Origin of the sequence: Rhodopirellula islandica (genome assembly GCF_001027925.1) — a bacterium.
GTDB lineage: Bacteria > Planctomycetota > Planctomycetia > Pirellulales > Pirellulaceae > Rhodopirellula > Rhodopirellula islandica.
Map to the genome: position 1 here is coordinate 1 of NZ_LECT01000016.1, position 20,577 is coordinate 20,577.

The window sequence follows — 20,577 nt, forward strand, 5'->3', positions numbered from 1 at the left end:
TTGTGGATTGTTTCAAAAGCTATTAAACGTCCCAACGAGTGTGCCAAATCTTTTCCACTCTGACCTGCCCCCTCCATAGTTTCTCCGCGACGATGCGGAGTCCGCAACGGGGTGAATGCGGTTCAGGCGACGTGTTCGTCGTCAAACACATATCGCGGGTCGAAATGGATGTGGTGTTTGTCGAGAAAAGCCAAGTACTCGTCCTGGAACGTTTGCTGGCGATGGTGTTCTTCCTGGTTCTCGATGTAGCGTTTCACCGTGTCGGACATGGACTCACTAACTGAGAACGCCCCATACCCACGCTGCCACTCAAATTTGGCAGGGACCATTTGGTGGGAGTTGATCCATTTGGAAGAATTCCCTTTCAAAAGCTTGACCGTATCTGCGATTGCCTTGGAAGGATGAATTTTCAACAACAAATGAATGTGATCTTCGATTCCTCCAGCACGCAGCAAAGTCGCTCGGTGTTCCGACGCGATCCCGCCAATGTACGAATGCAGGTCCGTTCGCCAGACCGGACTCAAAAGCTTGAAGCGTTGCTTGGTGCTGAAAACAACGTGGATGAGCAATCCGTGATGCGTTGATGGCATGAGGGAGTCGTCCTGAAAAGCGGAGGAACGTCGACCTCCATCGTATCAGTCGCTCAGGATGGCGTGGTCGAGGCATCGCCAATAACCGCGGAGCGGTGACAGATCGTTCCGAACTCGTCGCCAGCTGTCGTCGCTCCGCGACTGTTCGCTCGAGACGTCGCCCAACCAACCGCGGAGCGGTGACATTCGATAGCGTCGGGTTTCAACCCGACGTTCCGGACGCCCCACCCCATCCCAAAGCCGCGGAGCGGCGACATTTGGCAGGCACGGGTTTCACCCCGAGGGTTTGGCTCATAGCATCACTTGGCGTCTTCCCCCTCCACATCGATTTTTCTCATGAAACCTGACGACAATCTGTGCCTGTGCTTCCACGTCTCGCGACGAAAAGTCGAGCAGTTCATTCGGGTGGAACAGCCACGACGTGCCAGTGAACTGTCGCAGTGCTTTGGGGCTGGCACAGGATGCGGTTGGTGTCGTCCGTTTCTCCAACGTTTGTTCGATTCCAGCCAACCGGATTCCGAATCGTTGCCGGAACCCGAACGATACCAAAGCGACCGCCAGGACTACCGTCAGCAACAATCCGGCGAACGCTGAACGATCACAATTGCACCGCCGGTAAGCAGATCGGCAGGAATGATCGGGCATCACCATGTGAGCCGTTTGGGCGTTCGCCCCGGTCGGACGTGGAAACAACCACGCTTGCCGCGATATTTCAAATGCCGAAAGACTTCTGCCGACCTGCTTAGAACCCGAACAACCGTCAAAGGCATCCAGTCGCCGCAAAGAACTTTCGTGGCTGGCGGGACCAGATCCGTTCGGCAGAGGGTGGCGTTCTAGCTTTCAATGCCAGTTTGTTTTTCGCAATCTTTCATTGATCGCAGGTCTTTCCGTTGAGTCAGCCAACGCCCGTTTCAGGTTCTGCAACCGACACCATTGAGCGGATGGAATCGGAGGTCCGTGGCTACAGTCGCCTCTTCCCTCATGTCTTTCAAAGTGCGAGCGGTTCCACTCTGACCACTGCGAACGGTCAGCAACTGATCGATTTTTTCTGCGGTGCAGGATCGCTGAATTACGGACACAATCCTGCCGCGGCCAAACAAGCGTTGCTGGAGTACATCTCCCAAGACGGGATCCAGCACTCGTTGGATATGATGACCGAAGCCAAAACACGGTTCCTGGAGACGTTCGAACGAACGATCCTGCAACCGCGATCGATGAACTACAAAATTCAGTTCACCGGGCCTACCGGAACCAACGCCGTCGAAGCGGCTCTCAAGCTGGCCAAGCAACATCGCAAGCGATCGCACATCGTCACGTTCACCAACGCTTACCACGGGCACTCCCTGGGTTCGCTTGCCGTGACCGGCAATCAGTACTACCACAGCGAGCACTACGGATCGCACAACAACGTCAGCTTCCTTCCGTACGATGGGTACCTCGACGACTTCGACACGACCATCCTGCTTGAAAAGATGCTGTCGGATACCAGCAGCGGCATGCCACTGCCAGCAGCAATCGTTCTGGAGACCATCCAAGGGGAAGGCGGCATTCACGTGGCCAGTGACGCCTGGCTGCAACGGGTTCAATCGCTGTGCCGCCAACACGATGTGCTGTTGATCGTGGATGACATCCAAGTGGGCAATGGTCGATCAGGCGACTTCTTCAGCTTTGAAAAAGCGGGCCTGAACCCCGACATGGTTTGTCTGTCCAAATCCATCGGCGGCGGATTGCCATTGTCGCTGCTGTTGATTCGACCTGAGTGCGATGTCTGGCAACCGGGCCAGCACACCGGCACGTTCCGAGGAAACAACCTCGCCTTTGTAGCCGCCAACGCAGTGCTGAACCATTGGAACGACGCTTCGTTCGTGAACGGAATTTGGGACCGTAGCAAAACACTGCGTGAATCCCTCTCGTCGATCGTGCAGGAACACTCCCATGAAAACTGGGAGCTTCGAGGCCGTGGCATGATCTGGGGACTCGATGTGCGTGACGGCAGACGGGCTCGCAAAGTCATCGACCGTGCGTTCCAAAATGGATTGATGCTCGAATCATCCGGCAGCGACGACGAAGTCTTGAAATTCATGCCGGCCTTGAACATCCCCGATCACCAACTCCATCAAGGCCTGCAGCTGTTTCGTGAAAGCCTGAACGCGGTGATGTGCAAGTCAAAAAATTCGACATCGCTCAACGTTCCCTGGCCACAGAACCTCACGACCTCGCCCGTTTCTTCGATGGTGATCTCGTGATCTCAAATTCAGCGACTCCTTCACCAGAGCCCACCCAGACGCTCCCCGCTTTCATTGATCTCTTTTGGCGACAATGCGAAGCCACACCGGATCGGGTCGCGGTGATCCATGAAGAGACATCGTGGACTTATCGAGATCTGCTTGATCAATCGTGTTACATCGCTCAGGCACTGGTGCGAGAAGGGGTGCTTCCTGGTGACCGCGTGGGCATGTGCCTGGACCGCACTCCGATCGCGATTGCCTCCATGCTGGGAATTCACTTGGCCGGCGCGGCGTTCGTGCCTCTGGATCCCGATTATCCCGCGGATCGATTGCGTTACATGCTCGAAGACGCCCGGATCAACATCTTGATCGGGCACGGCCAATACCGAGGGCTGTTCGAAAACCCAAAGCACACCGACCACGAATCCACTGACTTCGCTTCCAATCTCAACTGGATCGAAGCATCTGATTTGATTCAGGACCAATCCGCGACGTTCTCCGTGGCACGTGAAAACCATCCCGCACTGCAGGGCGATCAGCTTGCCTACGTGATGTACACCTCCGGGTCGACCGGAAACCCCAAAGGGGTGCTGATCAATCACACCGCCCTGACGACATACTGCCAAGCGGACCGGGACGTCTACCGATTGCATCCCGACGACCGGACGTTGCAATTTTCAACGCTGACCTTTGACATCGCCATCGAAGAGATCTTCCCACCGTTGTTGTGCGGAAGTTGTGTGGTCATCCGTCCGTTGGAACACGCCGATTCGATCAATGAACTGTCTCATTTGATCGAGACCCAAGGCATCACCGCCGTCCACCTGGCAACAGCCTACTGGCATCAGTGGGTGGACCTGATGTTGGCCACCGGATCGCGAGTGCCATCGAGCCTCCGCCTGATGGTTGTGACAGGAGAAAAGGTGAGCGTGGACCACTTCCATCGCTGGCAAACCATTTGCGACCACGACGTGCTGTGGTGCAACGCGTATGGCCCGACCGAAGCCACCGTCACTGCAACCGTTTTCTTCCCAGCAGCAAACTTCTCGGACGACAACATGCCAATCGGCAAACCGTTGCCCGGTTACTCCGCTCTGATCCTGGATGCTGATTTGAATGAAGTCCCGGTTGGCGAAACCGGACAATTGTTTCTCGGCGGAACGGCCCTCGCGGACGGTTACCTGAATCAACCCGAATTGACCGCGGCCGCTTTCATCGACCGCGAGAATGCTGATGGCGAAGTGCAGCGTTGGTACCGAACGGGAGACATTTCGCGTTGGCTGGAGGATGGCAACATCGATTTCGGCGGTCGAGTCGACCACCAAATCAAACTGGGATCGTACCGCATCGAACCGGGGGAAATCGAAGCTGCACTGACGTCGATCGCGGATGTTCGCGAAGCGATGGTGGCAGCAGAAACAGTGGACGGCCAAACCACACTGCTCGCGCACATCGGGCTCGGTCCGAACACGCTCTCCAGTGAGTGCACCGGCTCAACGTCCAAGCAGAATCTGTCGGCAACCGCTTCCCGACTCGCCCAGCAACTTCGCGAAAAACTGCCGCCTTACATGGTGCCGACTCGGTATGTGTTTGCGGAAGTCTTTCCCAAAACGATCAACGGCAAGATCGATCGAACCGAATTACCGAACAGCGATCACGCGGTGGTGGCTCGCGACGAGCATGTCGTTGAACCTCAAACCGAATTGCAACAACAGCTTTGCGACATCTGGAGTTCCGTGCTCCAGATCCCTCAACTTGGCATCGCGGACGACTTCTTCTTGCTCGGCGGCAGTTCATTGTTGGTCACACAGGTGGTGGCTCGGCTAAAAGACCAACTGGGCCTGGAACTTCCCGTTCGCGATTTCTTTGCGAACCCAACCATTGAACTGATGTCGCGTCACATCGAAGCGATGCTGGGCAAACAACAGGTTCTCTCGTCCGAGACCACGGCGGTCGTTCAATCCCAGCGGGAACGTCTGCCGGAAATGGAGGCGTTCTTTTTGCCCAGCGGTTCTCACGATCTGTTTGCCGTTCACTACGCTCCGCCCAAGCAACAGGCTCGCAAAAACCGAGGGTTGGTTCTGTGCCACGCGTATGGCCATGAATACGCGCGCAGCTACCGCAACCTGCAACAACTCGCCGTGCACTTGGCGCAACAAGGATTGGATGTCCTGCGATTCGATTACGCCGGAACCGGCAACTCGCATGGCAACGCGTTGGAAGCCACGCCGCATGTGATGATGAAAAACATTCGGGACGCTTCGCGTTGGATGCGTCAGCGACACGACGTCAATTCGATTTCGTTGATCGGGATTCGCTTGGGAGCGACGCTGGCCGCCTGCTCAGGAACGACCAACGTGGAGCAATTGTTGCTATGGGATCCGGTCACCAGCGGAGACGAGTTTCTTCAACACCTCGATCGTTTGCACTCGATGACGCTGTCCAATGGCACCCGGTTTTCGAAACCACGTCCCCCCAGTTCGATCGACCAGGCCTACGGCGCGCGGCTCAACCACGTCGTCCGTCAACAGCTGAGTCAACTGAAGTGGAATCCAAATGACTTGCCAAGCGATTCAGCGACAACGTTGCTGTGCAGTCGGGATTACCAAGCGAACCAACCGATCGATCTGCCACCCGACTCGGATGTCACGATCGTTGAGTTGGACGACGAAATCGGCTGGGACCGCCCTGAATGGACCGAGTCCGCGTTCTCGTCCCCCGGAGCCATCCAGCAGATCACGCGACTCTTGCAAAACAAATCGAACATCCACCATGCCATCGAGGTGAAGTCATGAGCCATCCCACCATGCCCAGCGTCCCGTTCGCTGCCTCAGCTGTGACTGCCCCGATTGTGACACCGCATGAGGTTGTCAAAAAAGACAAAACAGTTGATCGACCCACGAGTGAACAAGCCGTGGTGTTTGGAAGCCATCAACATTTAGTCGGTGTGTTTCACCCCACCTCTCGGCCCGTCGCCCAGAAGACCGCGGCGATTTTCATCACCCCCGGAATGCTGCACAGCGCCGGCCCCTTTCGTTTGCACGTCGACCTCGCCAGCACACTGGGCAGTCGCGGCGTCGCTTCCTTGCGGTTTGATCTCTCAGGGATCGGTGAAAGCTTGCCCGTTGGCGCAGCCGGGCGTTCGCTCGATCGAGCAAGTGCTGAGATCAGCCAAGCGATCGATTGGTTGCAAGAGCAGCACAGCATCCAGCAAGTGATCCTGTTTGGATTGTGCTCCGGGGCCGATGACTCCCTTCATGCCGCACAGCAAGACCCACGGGTGTGCGGCATCGTGGCGATGGATGCCTGCGGGTACCCGACCGCTCGTTTTCGCTGGAACCGTGTGTTCCAGCACTACCTTCCACGCTTGGCATCGATCCACGCCTGGGAACGTTTGACTCGGCGAGTGCTCAACAAAACTCGGTTGACCAGATGGCTGCTTCGAGTTTTCCCCAAGTCCACGGCACCGGAATACTCGACCATGCCAATGGGCACGGATTTGCGTGAGTATCCCTCTCGTGAAATTGCCAAGCAAGAGTTCCAGCGACTGGTGGATCAGGGTTGTCGTTTACACCTGATCTACACCGGCGGCGTTTCGGACACCTACAACTACGCGGAGCAATTCTTTGACATGCTGCGCGGCGTCCGCTGGAAAAACCTTGCCACCGTGGATCACTTCCCTCAGATGGACCATGTCGCGATTCTTTGCGAAGACCGCCAGAAGATCGTCGATCGAGTGGCCGAGCGAATTGTCGATTTCGCCCGTCCCAACTGACTGGTGAGAAGATGGGCAATCTGATCCCCTTGCTTTTTAAGTCGTCATGACGAACGATGAACGAGGCGGAAGCGATCCAGCTTCCGAAATCGTTGGTCAAGGAATGGTTGGATGTCTCGCTTTTTGTTTGGAATGTTGACCGGTGCCGTGCTGATGTACGGTTCGATGCATTACCACTTGGTTCGTGGTGCAGAAGGATTCTTCTTGGTCCCGAAGATCAGCAACAACCTGCAAGACGTCTACGTCGACATCCGTGATTACACCTTGGATGATTGGAAAGAGCACAAACCATTGGCCGCCGCGATCATGAAGAGCAATCAGTCGGAGTTGCTGTCTGATTCGACGCTGACGGGATTTCGCGAAAACGTTCACACGTTGGTCGACGGCCTGTTTTCCAAGCAATGAGCCGGAAAGAAGTGATGCAACCGTCACGACCGATGCATTGAATTCGCTTGTTTCATTCCGGCCATCCACGACAACGCGACTCTGATCCAGAACGCTTGAGCCCGACGGCTCGCTGAGTCGATGATTTCCAGCAGCGCTCAATTCAGAGCGTAGGCTTCACGCGTGATGGGAATGATCGCAATGGACATGAATCGTAATCGGTACTTCATGATCGGAGTCCTGCTGATTTTGCTGGGCGTCCAATTTCGAATGGTTGACTCGTTTGTTCTCAACGAGACCACAACGCGATCGATGGCAAAGATGTCAAAGAAGTCCAATGTGGTCGCCCAAGACTCATTCAGCAATTTCCTGATGCAGGTGCACCCCAAACCGACCAAACGCGTGCACCCGCCACGCTGGCTGGGACTGGCGATGATCGCGGTGGGAACCGTGGTCAGCTTGCACGCGGTCGCCATGCCTCGCGAGTGAGTGTTCTTGGCCGAACCAACCACTTGCGGTTCCTGTTTCCCTGACGTTTGCCTCGAACCACTCGCGAAACGACGGATTCATGCATCCCAATCAGCTCAGGCGGCGCCGCCAGTTCTCACGCGTGATGCTCTTGGCAGCGTGTTCACTTTGCGTGGGTGACACATCCCTGTCAGCAGCCGATCCCAAAGGTGCTGGGGCCAGAACCTTTGGACATCAGGGGATCCCTTCCATGGCCAGTGGGACAGGCAACGCGGCCGTTCGAATGCCGTCCGCGGGTTTGATCCTTCGTGAAGGGACCCGTGTCGGGCCGGTCACAGGCAGGTTCGTGATCAGCGGCCACCGCTGGCGTTTTCTTCCCGAGCACCCCGAAACGGCTCACCAAAACAACCCGAACTCGCTGGGCCAGCATGGTTTGGCCCGCAAACCGACGCAGGAAGAGGACACGCTTCTGAGCCAGAAACAGCCCATCGGCCGAGGAATTGGAACGTTCGATTCCTCCAACCTGGAAGACCCTGACCTCCCAATCACCCCGGCAGCGATCACGGTTCCGATGACTCTGGTCACCGAAAACCTAATGCTCGACCGAATTTCGCGAGCGATCGAAGAGGACTCCAATGACGATCGCTGGACCATCACCGGCTACGTCACCGAATTCCGGGAAGAAAACCGTCTGGTGATTGAAACTTCGGTTCGGGCCCCCATGGTCCCCAATTCCCGACCGGTTCTCGGTCGACGCTGAATTCATCTGGCGACACGCGCCGGATTGCGTCAAAATCAGGCAAATTCACCAGTCACCTGCGGTGAAAATTCGTGCTCGGCAGGAAGCCCCCATCAGCCCAACCAACGTCATGCATCCGGGATGGAAACCGTGAAATCGCGACTGCATTTGATGCGTCAACGTGCTCTCGACGCAATTGCTTACGCGATGGTGCGATCGATCGTTGCGCTGATTCAAATCATGCCGCTCGACATGGGGGATCGGTTTTGCCGTGTCATCGCAACAATTCTCAGTGGCCCGCTGCCGGTTCGAAAACGCGTCATTCAGTCAACGCTGTCACAGATTTTCCCGGACTTGCCCGAACCCCAACAAAAAGAACTCACTTTCGCGATGTGGCATCACTTGATGCTGATGGTTTGCGAAGTGGCATGGGCACAGCGACGACTGCATCGCTGCAATTGGTACCGACACGTTCGCTTCCGCGGCAGCCAAACCATGTTGCGATCAATGCTGAGCGATCGATCCTCCGTTTACGTGACCGGCCACTTCGGCAACTTTGAAGTTGGCGGTTACACGATGGGTTTGATGGGCGTTCGGACATTGGCCATCGCTCGCCGATTGGACAATCGCTTCCTGCACGATTGGGTCGAGAACTTTCGCAGTGCCAAGGGCCAAGACGTGGTCGACAAAATCGGTTGTGCCCCGATTGTTGAAAAGCACCTCCAAGAAGGCGGCATGCTGTCCTTGTTGGCTGATCAGCACGCAGGAGAAAAAGGACTCTGGACCGATTTCTGTGGCGTGCCAGCCTCCTGCCACAAAGCCTTGGCCTTGTTCTCACTCACCGCCAACGCGCCGATGATGAGCGTCTACACACGCCGCATCGATGGGAAACCCATGCAGTTTGAGTCGGGGCTGCTGGGCGTCGTGGATCCTGCCACCGACTCCGAAAACGGTCAATCGGTCGGGCAGATGACCGAATGGTACAACCGGCAACTGGAGTCGATGATCGACATCGCTCCCGAGCAATACTGGTGGCTGCATCGCCGCTGGAGAACCCCGCCGGAAAAAGTGGCCCGTCGATTGGAAAAGAAACGCGAAAAAGCGTTGCTGGCATCTGCCGCCCCCACCAAGGCATCGACCTCGCAAGCCGCGTGATCGACCTCGGACGCAGAAAGGGTCAAGGACGCAGGCAAAGCATCAAGCACACCAGAGTGCCGCCACTTGGTTCTCGAAGGCGCTCACTCCGCCGGTGCCAGGAATTCCGTCGTGAAGCAATCCTCGGCTTTGACAGAGTCCGACTCGACCAGTTTCAACTCCACCATTTGGTTGACCAACGTCTGCCAGCGATCTGCACGCATCGTTCCCACTTCGTCGCGGTTTCCGGACGGCATCGCCAGCGGGATCATCTGCTCGGCGCCGAAACGCAAGGCTTCCTCCGTCATGCCATGTTGATTCGCTTGAAGAATTGCCGCATTGGCTTGCTCGGGAGTTTCAAGAAAGGTTTTCCAACCCGCAACGGTGCCCGCCACCATCTCACGAACGACTTCGGGTGATTCACGAATCATGTCGCCGGTCGTCACCAAGACGCTCGAGTACGGGTTCCACCCCAGTTCGCTGATCATCAAGGTGCGGACCTCCAACCCTTGCTGCTCGGCGATCAAGGGTTCCGCCACACTGTAAGCCTGCACCGCGATTTTTGGATCGGTCACCATCGCCGCGATGCTGTTGTGGTAGGGGACCTGACGAACATCGTTGAGATAGCCGCCTTGTTCGAGGAATGCCAGAAACGCTCGGCCGGCCTGGCGTTGGAGTGTCATCCCAGACAAATCGTCCAAGCTTTCGACGCCACTGTCGGCACGCACCAGGATGCATCGGGGGTGGTCTTGAACAGCCGCCATGACAGCGACCACGTCGGCTCCTTGAGCCCGAAACAAAACCACATCGTCTGCGTTGGTGATCGCGAATTGGCTGCGTCCCATCGCGAGTTCCGATGCCACGGGCGTGGCACGTCCGCCAGACTGAATCTCGACATTCAATCCCAACGACTCGTACGTGCCATCCACAGCCGATTGGTAAACCCCGCCGTGCTCCACTTCGGGATACCAATTCAATTGAACTGAAACATGGGTTGCCGATTCATCCGCGGCGTCGCCCGACGTGATTTCGGTTCGCTGCGAACACCCTCCGGCAAAGATCGACAACAGGCATCCGGCAGTCAACCAACCGAAGACACCGACGTTGTGCTGTCTTCTCGCCATGAACATTCCAGTGCGATCAGACTTCGCCCTCCCGTTGGAAGGATCACCCGAAGCGAGGGGAGAGGCGGGCTCGAGTTCAGCTCCCATCCGCCCCGGCCTGACACGAACCGCGGCTTGCTGAGAAGACGCAATCAAAACAGCACGGCCACCTCGGACGCTGGCAACATGGATTGGCGATCGCATCGGTGAACTCATTTCACAAGGAGGTATCGTTTCAGGAACAGTCGGCTCAGTAGATTCACTCCGCCAAAAAGAATCAAACCCAGCAGCGTCGAGACCGCCAATGCAGCCATCAAAGCATCCGTCATTGTACGAGCTTGCCAGCCCGTCATCACGGCACCCAGCCCTTCGTAGTCCGCACCGTTGCTGACGAAAAACTCCGCGACGATGGCACCAATCACCGCCAACCCGCTGCTCACACGGGCACCGAGCACCAGAAACGGAATCGCGGTGGGCAACTGCACACGGCACAGCTTCTGCCAACGTGTGGCCCCGTACATTCGAAGTAAGTCGTCATGTTCCGGGCGAACCGAAGTCAGCCCGGTGGTCACGTTGTTGACGATCGGAAACAGGCAAATGATCACGGTCGCGATGACGGCCGTCCGAAATTCATATCCTGACCAGATCACCAACAAGGGCGCGATCGCGACGATGGGCACCGTTTGCAGAAACACCACATAAGGAAACAACGCCCGCCGCAGCAATCGTGACTGGCTGAACAACACCGACACGCCGCTCCCCACGATCACGGCAACGACCAAACTGACGGTCGCCGTCCACAACGTCGTCCCACCGGACTTCAACAACACGACCCGGTGCTGCCACCCGGCTTCGGCGACTTGCCAAGGAGTGGGAAGGAGAAGCTTTGGCAAATCGAACGCCACCACGATGAGATGCCAGACCGCGATGCCCATCGCGGCGACCGCGATCACCGCGAAAATGGTCCAGGCCATCTCCCGACCACTCTCGCGTGTCGGCTGCGAAGGCCGCGAAGATGGATGGCTCATGCCCGTGATCCTTCCGACTTGGACGACGCAGCATCCTCCAGCGTGTCGCTGACCTCGCCAAAGAATTCGGCGAACGCATTGGTGCGTCTCAAATCCGCCTGCGGTTCCGACGTCGTCAACGGGTTGTCCAGTTCGCGGATGATGCGTCCCTGATGCATCACGCAGATCCGTTCGCTGAGCTGGATCGCTTCGGCAATGTTGTGGGTCACCAAGACGCTGGTGAATCGATGGTGCCGCCACAATTGCAACAACAACTGGCCGAGTTGATTTCGCAGCAAGTCATCCAGTGCCGCAAAGGGTTCATCAAGCAACAGGAATTCAGGTTGTGTCACCAGTGCCCGAGCGATCGACGCTCGCATCTTCATTCCGCCCGACAATTGGTGTGGGTAACGTGCCGCCGCATCCGCCAACTGCACCTCTTCGATGGCGGCGACAGCACGGCCTTGCATCGCTTGGGCGGACGGTCGATCACGTCGTCTTCCCAGCGTGAGAGGCAGCGTCACGTTTTGGAGCACATTGGCCCAGGGCAACAAGGCGGGTTGCTGGAACACGAACGAAGTGGCGACCGTTCGTCGATCATCGCCACGCTCGTTGCTCCGCTGGATCCCCTGATTGCTTCGCTGGGCACCCTGATTGCTTCGCTGGGCACCCTGATTGCTCCGCTGGCACTCACCATCGGTCAGGGATTGCAATCCGGCGATGACCCGAAGCAGGGTGGTCTTGCCGCATCCACTGGGTCCCACGAGGGCCAGCCTTTCTCCCTGGCGGACCGACAGATTGATGTGATCGAGGGCGCACACGCCGCCGGGATAGGTTACCGTGGCATCGCGGCAAACGACTGCGGTGCCAGCATCGAGCTTGTCGGTTAGGGCTTTCATGTCCAACAGAGTTTAATCATTTGACAATGGACTCTGACAGGACATCTGCGATCATCACTGTCATGGCATTGCCCGAGACGGCATGACCGACGACTCATCCCACCAGGACAACCGTTCCGAGACGACGAGACTGGCGAAGGCATTGGAAATTCGATGAAGACATTGGAAGTGCATTGTTTGGGCACGGCAGGTTACCACCCCAACGAATCTCGCCACACGTCGTGCTACTTTCTGCCGCAAAGCGGCGTGCTGCTGGATGCAGGAACGGGAATCTTTCGGTTGCCGGAATTGATCCAAACCGATCACCTGGACATTCTGCTCAGCCACGCTCACCTGGATCATGTCGTGGGACTGACGTTCCTCTTGGACATTCTGTATCAACGTCCGGTGAAAGAGGTCCGCGTGTGGGGGCAAGCCGAGAAGCTGGCCGCCATTCAAGAACACCTGTTCCACGAGTCGCTTTTCCCGGTGGCTCTTCCAGTGTCCTGGAATTCGATTGACGAGCAATCGGAGTGGGACCTGCATGGCACGAAGATGTCGTGGCGACTGCAAGAGCACCCGGGTGGATCAGTGGCCTTCCGGTTGGAGGCGGCACGCCCCGACTCCACCCCCTCGGATCCGCCGGCCGTCTTGGTCTACGCGACCGACACTCTCGGCGCGGAAGACCCTGAAACGCTGCAGTGGATGTCGGGGGCCGATCTGCTGATGCACGAATGCAACTTCGACGATCAAAATCAGAAGTGGGCCGAGAAGACCGGGCACTGCTACCTTCAAAAAGCATTGCAAATCGCGGTTCAAACACAGCCACAACGTTTGCTGCTCACGCACATCAATCCAATCGCTGAGCTGCAACTGGACGCTGAAGTTCCGTCATTGCAGTGCCCGATCGAAATTGCGACGGACGGATTGCGCGTCGCGTTTTAAAGTGGGCTGTGCCTCCCAGTTCACTGGGATGGAGCGTCGCACGGGATGGAGAGCCCCACGGGGTCCTCCAATTCGCTGCGTTGCAAACGCCATGATCAGGTCGCGTTCGTTTCCCGACGGGCCTCTTCCACCCGGTACATCTCACGCCATGGCAATTGGATGCCACCGTCAATCGTCAAGGTGCTGCCGGTGATGTACTCACTTTTGGGGTCGCACAAGAAAACCGCACCGCGACCGATTTCGCGAATTTGGCCCAGGCGTCCCCAGGGCAACTTGGCCCCTTCGGCACGGAGTGTTTCTTCTTGGAAGAACTTCCGTTCCCCGGGGGTGTCAATCCACCCGGGGTGAATGATGTTCACGCGAATTCGCTGGGAGGCGAGTTCCACCGCGGCCGTGCGAGCCATTTGATCGTTCGCCGCTTTGGCCATGTTGTAGGCCATCGCACCAGGCATGGGCATGTGAGCGTGCGGGCTGCTGATCACGACAATGTTGCCACCGTTGCCAGCGTCGACCAATTTCTGAGCCCCGGCGCGAACGAGATAAAACGCCCCCCACATGCTGACATCAATGGTGCGTCGAAATTCGCTCAGGTCGGATTCCAACATCAGGTGCCGGTCACTGTAAGCGGCGTTGCTGACGATGATGTCGAGCCCCCCCATCCGATCGCTCGCCGTGTCGACCAAGGTTTGAGCCTGGTCCGAATCGGAGATGTCCGCTCCGAGTGCAAACGCGGACACGCCAAGAGCCTCACACTCTTGGACGACGCCTTCGGCTTCCTCGGGGTTCGAATGATAATTTATCGTAACCGAAGCGCCGGCCTGAGCCATTTCCAACGCGATTCCGCGCCCAATCCCACGCGAAGCTCCCGAGATCAACGCCCGTTTCCCCTGCAGGGATCGCGTGGGGGCAGTGGAAGGGATCGAATCGGATGATTCAGCGGACATTCATGGAACTCCAGGGGCAGGGCAGTCGGCGGAAATGTTTCTCAACAACAATACTGAGAGAAAACGCTGCGGCAGTATAGCCAATCCAGGACTTTCCGTTGGCTGCTGGATCCCGGTCCACGGCAAAGTTTTTTGATCCGCTTGACGGCGCACACCCCCAATCGTCAATCTGCACTGATCTCATCGCTCCTCGCGATTCGCGGATCGCTGAGACGGCCACCGATACTGCACGGACGGTTTTGGTTGTTGAATGTGGCCTCTTCGGCCAGCCATTTGTGATCCTTCCCCACCAACGATGGCCCATGACAAACGATCCTAGCCGCAACCAGCCCTCGACGGAATCGTCGGGTTCAAAACTGCTTCCCACCGACCCTTTGGTGGTCATTGGTTGGCGTGAGTGGGTCGGTTTGCCAGAGTTGAAGGTCCGTCACGTCAAAGCAAAGATCGACACCGGGGCGCGGTCCAGTTCGCTGCACGCTTTCGATGTTGACACGTATTTTGACGATGACGTTGAACGCGTTCGGTTCTCCATTCATCCTTTCCAGCGACGCGATGACCTTCACATCGAAGCCGATGTGCCCATCTTGGAACGACGCCACATTCGCAGCAGCAATGGCAATGTCAGCGAGCGGATCGTGATCCGAACCCCGCTGGAAATTCTGCGGCGTCGCGTGATGGTCGATTTGACACTCGCGAATCGTGACTCGATGGGATTCCGTATGCTGGTCGGTCGCGAAGCCATTCGCAATCGATTCCTGGTCGACTCCGCCGCTTCTTTTTTAGCTGGGCGTCGAAAACGCAAACGCTCCGGTGGAATCGAACCACCAACCAAGTGATCTCATCGAACCGACTCATCTCATCCGGTCGAACACCCAACTTTGCCCTCCGCCTCAGGCTCCAGCCTGATCCGTTGCCACGACGCTTCAGACCACCCCACCCGACTCCCAGCTCTCTGAGAGAAAACCCTTGAAACTTGCCATCCTGTCCTGCTCACCCCGTTGCTACAGCACCCGACGCTTGGTGGAAGCAGCTGAACAACGCGGCATCAAAGCCAAAGTTCTCAACACGCTGAAGTTTGCGATCGACTTGGCGGAGGGTGAACCCGATCTTTACTACCGCAGCAAACAGCTCAGCGACTACGACGGCGTGCTGCCCCGAATCGGCTCATCGATCACGTACTTCGGCACCGCCGTGGTCCGCCAGTTCGAACAGATGGACGTGTTCTGTGCGAACTCCTCCGCTGGGATCAGCAATTCACGCGACAAACTTCGCAGCATGCAAATCCTTTCTCGGCATCAGATTGGAATCCCTCAAACCACGTTCGTTCGCGACCGCAAGGACATCCTCCCGGCGATTGAACGCGTTGGCGGATCGCCGGTGATCATCAAGCTGCTGGAAGGCACTCAAGGTGTCGGCGTGATCTTGGCAGAAAACGTCAAGGTCGCCGAAGCCATCATTGAGACGCTGCAGAGCACCAAGCAAAACGTGCTGGTCCAACAGTTCGTTGCCGAAAGCCGCGGCAAAGACATTCGGGCGTTTGTGATCGGCGATCGAGTCGTGGCCGCGATGCGCCGCGTCGCCGTAGGAAACGAATTCCGCAGCAACGTTCACCGGGGCGGTCAAACCGAAGCGGTGGTGTTGGACGAAACGTATGCGGAGACCGCTGTTCGCGCCGCCCAAATCATGGGATTGCGAGTGGCTGGTGTGGACATGCTGGAAGGTGCCAATGGCCCGCAAGTGATGGAGGTCAACTCGTCACCCGGCCTGGAGGGCATCGAGTCCTCCACCAAACTGGACATCGCCGGGGCGATCATCGATTACATGTCCGCCCAAGTGGACTTCCCCGAAGTGGATGTTCGTCAACGACTGACGGTCAGCCGAGGCTACGGTGTGACGGAACTCCATGTTCGCGATGGATCGGACTACGTCGGGAAGACCATCGACGAATCCGGTTTGCCGGAACTGGACATCAATGTGTTGACGCTTTACCGCGGCACAACTGTGATCCCCAACCCGCGTCTGAAACGCACGCTCGAACCCCACGACCGACTGCTGTGCTTCGGAAAACTGGAAGCGATGCGAGGCATGGTTCCCGAGAAAGTCCGCAAGCAACGCCGCCCCAAAATCAAACGCCTTCCCGATTCCGCCGCGACCATTCAGGCCGAATCTTCTCGCGACGATTGATCCTCGACGGCACCGCCCATCAAAAGCTCCAGACGCAACTGAAGTGGTTCGTCGGAGGTGCGATAGGCAAGCTCAATCGGGATGTAGCCGAGCGGGACACCGGCCACGGAATCCGTTGCCAACTTGACGGCATCTTTGTGCGTGCAGAGCAAGCGTTGAGGCGATGGATCCTTGGTTTTGAGCTTGGTGACCCACGCTCGCAGTTTTTCACGAGTGGCTCGTTCGTACGAATCATGGTCGGGCAGTCGCAAGTGATCCACGACAATCGCACCGCAGTCACGCACCGTTTGCTCGAACGCGTTGGGGTTCCCGATCGCTGACACCAACGCGACGGGTTGGTCGTTCAAGACCTCAATCGCCTCCCACTGACCAACCGAGTTCTGAATCGTCGACGGCCGGTGCTCGGTTTCTAAGATGGGACAATCCGGGGCGTACTGAGCGATGGTGGAGCGAATCGCGAGCACGTCTTCCGGATCGACTTGGTCCACGCGGGTGATCAAAATCCAATCCGCGCGAGCGACGCTGTCCAACGGTTCTCGCAGAGTTCCACGCGGCAGCACGTGCCCATAGCCGAACGGACACGTCGCGTCCACGACGACAATGTCGAGATCTCGTTGTAATCGCCGATGCTGGAACCCATCATCCATCACCAAGACTTCCGCCGCCAATTCCTCCACTGCGATACGAGCCGCTTCGACTCGGTCACGGTGCTGAACGTGCGGCACATCGGGCAAGCGTTCTTGCAATTCCATGGCCTCGTCGTTCATCCCGCCGTCGGTGGCGCCGTAGCCACGACTGATGATCGCCACGCGAAAATCCATGGCTCGCAAACGTCGGCAAAGGTCCGCGACGACGGGCGTCTTGCCCGTTCCACCGGTCGTCAAATTGCCCACGCTGAAGACGGGAACCCCGGCGTGGAAGGTCTCCTGTTTGCCGTTGTCGAATTGCCGACGGCGATGCCGTGCTGCCACGTTGTAAAAACCACTGGCACACCACAACGCTCCGCGAGCCAGGGCTGAAATCGGATTTCGAGATTGGCCACTGAGCAGTGGTCGATAGTCCCAACTCATGGTTTCATCTGTCCCTCATCCTCGGCCGATTGATCGGTCACATGTCTCAGCTCTTTGCCACCCGAATTTCGCCGACCACCGGTCAAGTCATCCGTCAACGGGGACTCCGACTGACTCAGTGTTTCATCGGTGCTTTGTGGGTCAATCTTTCGGCAGGCCTCCGTCAAAACTTCGGCGATATCATCCAGCCAATCTTCCCAGGTTTCAACGGTGGTCCCCTTGGGTGGCACGTTCGCCATTTCATCGCACAACAAAATCATCCGCAAACAGTGGCGAAATAGAATCCCCTCTTCCTTCTGAAGCTTTCTGGCGGTGACGTACTTGTTGAAATCTCCACCAAACTCCAGCAGTTCACCCACAATCCAAACCGGACGAACGCGCACATCGTCGACTTTCGGGAACTCATCGCGAAACAGTCGCAATAGTTTTTCACCGATGGTGAGTGGCCACACGCGAGGCTCTTCGAACATCACACGGCCAAAACCACGATCTTTCACCTCTTCCTCTTCTTCCTCCTGACCGCCACCAAGTTCTTCCGCCGACGCCAAACCTCGCTGCAGCAACAAGGCATCCAACCGGGTTTGAGCCAACTGGCCTGGCGGCACCATGTCGTACGAAGGCATGCGTGCAAATTTGGCAACCGAACCGGGCACCTCCAACATGCTTTCCATCGCCGCGATGCGTTCTTGATCATCGGCATCCGCCAACTGATCCGCCATGAAGACGCCGAACAACGGATTGACACTTTTGAGCTGCACCAATCGTTCGAGCCTGACAGTTGGCTTGGCCGTTTCGGGGCGGTACTCCTCCAGTTCATAGCCGCGTTTAGCAAGCGCTTCCGCGTCGTCGAGCGGCGTGTCTTCTTCGGGGGATGGCTCTGGTGAAGCCTTCGGTTCCGCCGCCCGCATCTCATCCAGCAACCCACCGAACAACCCGCCCGTTGCGGCCGGTTTCGATTCCGCAGCTTCCGCTTTGGGCTGCCCAGGCTTGGTTCCCTTGGGCGTCGGCTTGCGTTCGGGAGCGATCCGAGGCAGCGGTTCCAGTTCCACGTAACCGCCCGACCACAGGGTGATCAGCATCCGATTGAGATCCTTTTGGGCCACTTCCACTTGGGCGGGCGTCATCAACCGACGTCCCACCAATTCGCGGATCGGTTGGACGCTCGGATCCTTGGACAACAGATACGCGAGCAACCGCCACGGGACCTTGCCGCGACTGGATAGATCCGCCGATTTGGCAACCTGCAATTGTTCGAATTGCGTTTGAGTCCAATACGATTCCCCCGCTCGCCGCTTGGGCATCTTCTTCTTCAGTTGTTTTTTCGCCCGCATCAACCCGGGGTCTTTGGTGTCCTCCGGAATGGAATCGTACTTCTCACGCCAGCGATTGATTTTGACATCGTCCTCGTGGGCCAATGCAAAAACGTAGCCTCGATCATCGAACTGGGGACGTCCTGCGCGGCCAAAGATCTGCTGAGCTGAAGCAATGTCGACCAGCTTCTTTTTGTCACGGGGCCCCTTCAACAAACAAGGCAACACCACGCTCCGAGCTGGCAGATTGATTCCTGCAGCGAGTGTTTCGGTGCACACACAGATGCTGAGCAGTTTCTTCTGGAACAACTCTTCAACAATCCGGCGGTAACGTGGCAAGATACCCGCGTGGTGGACACCGACGCCTCGCATCAAAATCTGCTTCAACTTCGGCCCCACGCCGTTGGTGAAGTCGGCGGCATTGAGAATGTCCGCCAACTCCTTTTGGTGGGCTTTGTCGATCAACGATTTCCCCTTGAGCATTTCGGCATTGGTCCAGCACATCGATCGACTGAAGCAAAACAGCAACGCGGGAGTCCGGCGTTCTTCGACGCTTCCTGCGGCGATTTTTTCACAAAACTCATTCAACAAATCATCTTCGACCCACTCGTATTGCAGCGGCACTTTTCGTTCGGTGCCCTGCACCAATTGCAGGTTCCGACCGTGGGCGTTGCGGAGCCAACTGGTGAACGCCATGGAGTTCCCCACCGTCGCACTGAGCAACAGCGTGCGAACAGGTTTGGGCAGCAACCCCAGCGTCAGTTCCCAAACCACCCCGCGTTCGTAGTCGTTGAACGAGTGAAATTCATCCATCACCACACAGGTGACGTCGTCGAATACAAACGCATCGGGGTTGAGCAAGCGGTTGAGCAGGATCTCGGCGACCACCACCAGCACGGGCGCATCGGCGTTGACGCTGCGGTTGCCGGTCACCAAGCCCACTTGATCCGCCGAGAATCCCCAGCGCACCGCCGACTCTCGCAGTTCGTCGAGTTTCTGGTCGGTCAGCGCAATCAGCGGCGTGGTGTAGTACATCCGTTTGCCGGTCCGCAGCGCCTCGTAAACCGCGGCTTCGGCTATCAACGTTTTCCCGGTGCCGGTCGGGGCACAAACCAACACACCGTGCTGAGCCGCTGGCCCACCTTCGGTCGCTTGAGTGTTGCCGGTGAAGTACGCCAGCAACGCCTCCTCTTGAACCGGATAGGGCTCGTAGGGGAGCAGTTCAAAGTACTCCTCTGCCAGCGTGTCACGATCGAGATCCGGGTCGACCGTGGCAGAGCGGGGGGGAAGTGATTCGGGCGTGGAAGGCGAGTTAGCATTCATGCCGCCGTTGTATCATATGAATGACAAATGGGGGCTGGCCTGGGGCGACACATTCCATCCGCGGCCGGCATTCTGCTTGACGATGGGCCTCCGTTTCTTTGGCGGATTCTCCCGTCCGAAGCTTGGCACCGACTCCTCACCGTCAACCAAGTTCGATGACCGAAGCGGCGCCAAAATCGCCGGTGCCAAGGACGCCCAATTCCAGCAGCAGACCTTCGCAATCACAAAAGAAACACATCTCCCAAAGTAGCGGCAGGACGCAACCGCACTCCCATCGTTCGCCTCTCGCTCCTTCGCTACGAGTTGCAACCGGCACCATCCCTACGAGCAAGCGAGCCTGGCCATTCCTCCATTGATTGGCAAACCGCGAGTTCGATCTGGTCAAAAACGAAGCTAGGCTCCCCCTGAGTCATTCAATTAAAAGGGGGCAACTTTAATGAAGACCAATGGGGCAATTGCGCGAGAACGTTCACAATGGCGAGTTCTCGCACTGAC

At 57.4% G+C, this 20,577-nt stretch carries 18 protein-coding genes and 1 pseudogene; 11 read left to right on the forward strand and 8 right to left on the reverse strand.

The window, feature by feature from the left end; genetic code table 11:
- Positions 1-122: 122 nt before the first annotated feature.
- Both RISK_RS32955 and tnpA read right to left on the reverse strand, forming a co-directional pair.
- Positions 123-269 (reverse strand): hypothetical protein, encoded by a 147-nt coding sequence (locus RISK_RS32955; protein ID WP_236696150.1) that lies wholly within the window; start codon positions 267-269, stop codon positions 123-125.
- Between the two features lie 24 nt (positions 270-293).
- Positions 294-590: pseudogene (tnpA, locus tag RISK_RS32960) on the reverse strand (IS200/IS605 family transposase); the annotation flags it as partial.
- 336 nt (positions 591-926) lie between these two features.
- On the opposite strand from tnpA, the gene RISK_RS07145 reads away from it, so the two are divergent.
- The 8 genes from RISK_RS07145 to RISK_RS07180 all read left to right on the forward strand — a co-directional run bounded on the left by RISK_RS07145 (position 927) and on the right by RISK_RS07180 (position 9,339).
- Positions 927-1,184, forward strand: a complete 258-nt coding sequence (locus RISK_RS07145; protein WP_047813601.1) for a (2Fe-2S)-binding protein — start codon at positions 927-929, stop codon at positions 1,182-1,184.
- Positions 1,185-1,480: 296 nt separating this feature from the next.
- Positions 1,481-2,836, forward strand: a complete 1,356-nt coding sequence (gene ectB, locus RISK_RS07150; protein ID WP_236696110.1) for a diaminobutyrate--2-oxoglutarate transaminase — start codon at positions 1,481-1,483, stop codon at positions 2,834-2,836.
- Positions 2,833-5,613, forward strand: coding sequence for an amino acid adenylation domain-containing protein (locus RISK_RS07155; RefSeq protein WP_236696111.1), 2,781 nt, complete (start codon positions 2,833-2,835; stop codon positions 5,611-5,613). The genes ectB and RISK_RS07155 overlap by 4 nt, the downstream gene beginning before the upstream one ends.
- Positions 5,610-6,593, forward strand: a complete 984-nt coding sequence (locus RISK_RS07160) for an alpha/beta fold hydrolase (RefSeq protein ID WP_047813602.1) — start codon at positions 5,610-5,612, stop codon at positions 6,591-6,593. Before RISK_RS07155 ends, RISK_RS07160 begins: the two co-directional genes overlap by 4 nt.
- 111 nt (positions 6,594-6,704) lie before the next feature.
- On the forward strand, positions 6,705-6,998 hold the full coding sequence (locus tag RISK_RS07165; RefSeq protein WP_047813603.1) for a hypothetical protein: 294 nt from the start codon (positions 6,705-6,707) through the stop codon (positions 6,996-6,998).
- A 186-nt stretch (positions 6,999-7,184) separates the two neighbouring features.
- Positions 7,185-7,466, forward strand: coding sequence for a hypothetical protein (locus tag RISK_RS07170; protein WP_236696112.1), 282 nt, complete (start codon positions 7,185-7,187; stop codon positions 7,464-7,466).
- A gap of 229 nt (positions 7,467-7,695) precedes the next feature.
- Positions 7,696-8,205, forward strand: coding sequence for a hypothetical protein (locus RISK_RS07175; protein WP_236696113.1), 510 nt, complete (start codon positions 7,696-7,698; stop codon positions 8,203-8,205).
- Between the two features lie 120 nt (positions 8,206-8,325).
- Positions 8,326-9,339 (forward strand): lysophospholipid acyltransferase family protein, encoded by a 1,014-nt coding sequence (locus tag RISK_RS07180; protein ID WP_236696114.1) that lies wholly within the window; start codon positions 8,326-8,328, stop codon positions 9,337-9,339.
- An 83-nt stretch (positions 9,340-9,422) separates the two neighbouring features.
- Here RISK_RS07180 and RISK_RS07185 read toward each other — a convergent pair whose 3' ends face one another.
- The 3 genes from RISK_RS07185 to RISK_RS07195 form a co-directional block, all read right to left on the reverse strand.
- Positions 9,423-10,448, reverse strand: coding sequence for an ABC transporter substrate-binding protein (locus RISK_RS07185; protein WP_047813806.1), 1,026 nt, complete (start codon positions 10,446-10,448; stop codon positions 9,423-9,425).
- Between the two features lie 185 nt (positions 10,449-10,633).
- Positions 10,634-11,449: an ABC transporter permease gene (locus RISK_RS07190; protein WP_047813605.1), complete on the reverse strand. Its 816-nt coding sequence runs from the start codon at positions 11,447-11,449 to the stop codon at positions 10,634-10,636.
- The gene (locus tag RISK_RS07195) at positions 11,446-12,327 is read right to left on the reverse strand and encodes an ABC transporter ATP-binding protein (RefSeq protein ID WP_047813606.1); all 882 of its coding nucleotides are present in this window, start codon (positions 12,325-12,327) and stop codon (positions 11,446-11,448) included. Before RISK_RS07195 ends, RISK_RS07190 begins: the two co-directional genes overlap by 4 nt.
- Before the next feature lie 153 nt (positions 12,328-12,480).
- Between RISK_RS07195 and RISK_RS07200 the strand changes: the two genes are divergently transcribed.
- The gene (locus tag RISK_RS07200; RefSeq protein WP_047813607.1) at positions 12,481-13,251 is read left to right on the forward strand and encodes an MBL fold metallo-hydrolase; all 771 of its coding nucleotides are present in this window, start codon (positions 12,481-12,483) and stop codon (positions 13,249-13,251) included.
- 95 nt (positions 13,252-13,346) lie between these two features.
- Here the strand turns inward: RISK_RS07200 and RISK_RS07205 are convergent, their stop codons facing one another.
- Entirely contained in the window at positions 13,347-14,195 is an 849-nt protein-coding gene (locus RISK_RS07205; RefSeq protein ID WP_047813608.1) for an SDR family NAD(P)-dependent oxidoreductase, read from the reverse strand.
- 302 nt (positions 14,196-14,497) lie between these two features.
- Here RISK_RS07205 and RISK_RS07210 point away from each other — a divergent pair, with 302 nt between their 5' ends.
- Both RISK_RS07210 and RISK_RS07215 read left to right on the forward strand, forming a co-directional pair.
- Complete coding sequence (locus RISK_RS07210) at positions 14,498-15,031, forward strand: ATP-dependent zinc protease family protein (protein WP_047813807.1); 534 nt, start codon at positions 14,498-14,500, stop codon at positions 15,029-15,031.
- Between the two features lie 130 nt (positions 15,032-15,161).
- Positions 15,162-16,379: a RimK family alpha-L-glutamate ligase gene (locus RISK_RS07215; protein WP_047813609.1), complete on the forward strand. Its 1,218-nt coding sequence runs from the start codon at positions 15,162-15,164 to the stop codon at positions 16,377-16,379.
- Here RISK_RS07215 and lpxK read toward each other — a convergent pair.
- Both lpxK and RISK_RS07225 read right to left on the reverse strand, forming a co-directional pair.
- Entirely contained in the window at positions 16,352-17,449 is a 1,098-nt protein-coding gene (gene lpxK, locus RISK_RS07220) for a tetraacyldisaccharide 4'-kinase (RefSeq protein ID WP_047813610.1), read from the reverse strand. The two genes, RISK_RS07215 and lpxK, sit on opposite strands and share 28 nt — an antisense overlap.
- The gene (locus tag RISK_RS07225) at positions 17,446-20,082 is read right to left on the reverse strand and encodes a DEAD/DEAH box helicase (protein ID WP_047813611.1); all 2,637 of its coding nucleotides are present in this window, start codon (positions 20,080-20,082) and stop codon (positions 17,446-17,448) included. Before RISK_RS07225 ends, lpxK begins: the two co-directional genes overlap by 4 nt.
- Positions 20,083-20,577: the final 495 nt, after the last annotated feature.

Excerpts from the sequence above, each read along its gene's own strand:
- RISK_RS32955 (WP_236696150.1), bottom strand. The coding sequence starts at position 269 with ATGTCCGACACGGTGAAACGCTACATCGAGAACCAGGAAGAACACCAT.
- RISK_RS07145 (WP_047813601.1), top strand. The coding sequence starts at position 927 with ATGAAACCTGACGACAATCTGTGCCTGTGCTTCCACGTCTCGCGACGA.
- RISK_RS07160 (WP_047813602.1), top strand. The coding sequence starts at position 5,610 with ATGAGCCATCCCACCATGCCCAGCGTCCCGTTCGCTGCCTCAGCTGTG.
- RISK_RS07165 (WP_047813603.1), top strand. The coding sequence starts at position 6,705 with ATGTCTCGCTTTTTGTTTGGAATGTTGACCGGTGCCGTGCTGATGTAC.
- RISK_RS07170 (WP_236696112.1), top strand. The coding sequence starts at position 7,185 with ATGAATCGTAATCGGTACTTCATGATCGGAGTCCTGCTGATTTTGCTG.
- RISK_RS07175 (WP_236696113.1), top strand. The coding sequence starts at position 7,696 with ATGGCCAGTGGGACAGGCAACGCGGCCGTTCGAATGCCGTCCGCGGGT.
- RISK_RS07180 (WP_236696114.1), top strand. The coding sequence starts at position 8,326 with ATGGAAACCGTGAAATCGCGACTGCATTTGATGCGTCAACGTGCTCTC.
- RISK_RS07185 (WP_047813806.1), bottom strand. The coding sequence starts at position 10,448 with ATGTTCATGGCGAGAAGACAGCACAACGTCGGTGTCTTCGGTTGGTTG.
- RISK_RS07190 (WP_047813605.1), bottom strand. The coding sequence starts at position 11,449 with ATGAGCCATCCATCTTCGCGGCCTTCGCAGCCGACACGCGAGAGTGGT.
- RISK_RS07195 (WP_047813606.1), bottom strand. The coding sequence starts at position 12,327 with ATGAAAGCCCTAACCGACAAGCTCGATGCTGGCACCGCAGTCGTTTGC.
- RISK_RS07200 (WP_047813607.1), top strand. The coding sequence starts at position 12,481 with ATGAAGACATTGGAAGTGCATTGTTTGGGCACGGCAGGTTACCACCCC.
- RISK_RS07205 (WP_047813608.1), bottom strand. The coding sequence starts at position 14,195 with ATGTCCGCTGAATCATCCGATTCGATCCCTTCCACTGCCCCCACGCGA.
- RISK_RS07210 (WP_047813807.1), top strand. The coding sequence starts at position 14,498 with ATGACAAACGATCCTAGCCGCAACCAGCCCTCGACGGAATCGTCGGGT.
- lpxK (WP_047813610.1), bottom strand. The coding sequence starts at position 17,449 with ATGAGTTGGGACTATCGACCACTGCTCAGTGGCCAATCTCGAAATCCG.
- RISK_RS07225 (WP_047813611.1), bottom strand. The coding sequence starts at position 20,082 with ATGAATGCTAACTCGCCTTCCACGCCCGAATCACTTCCCCCCCGCTCT.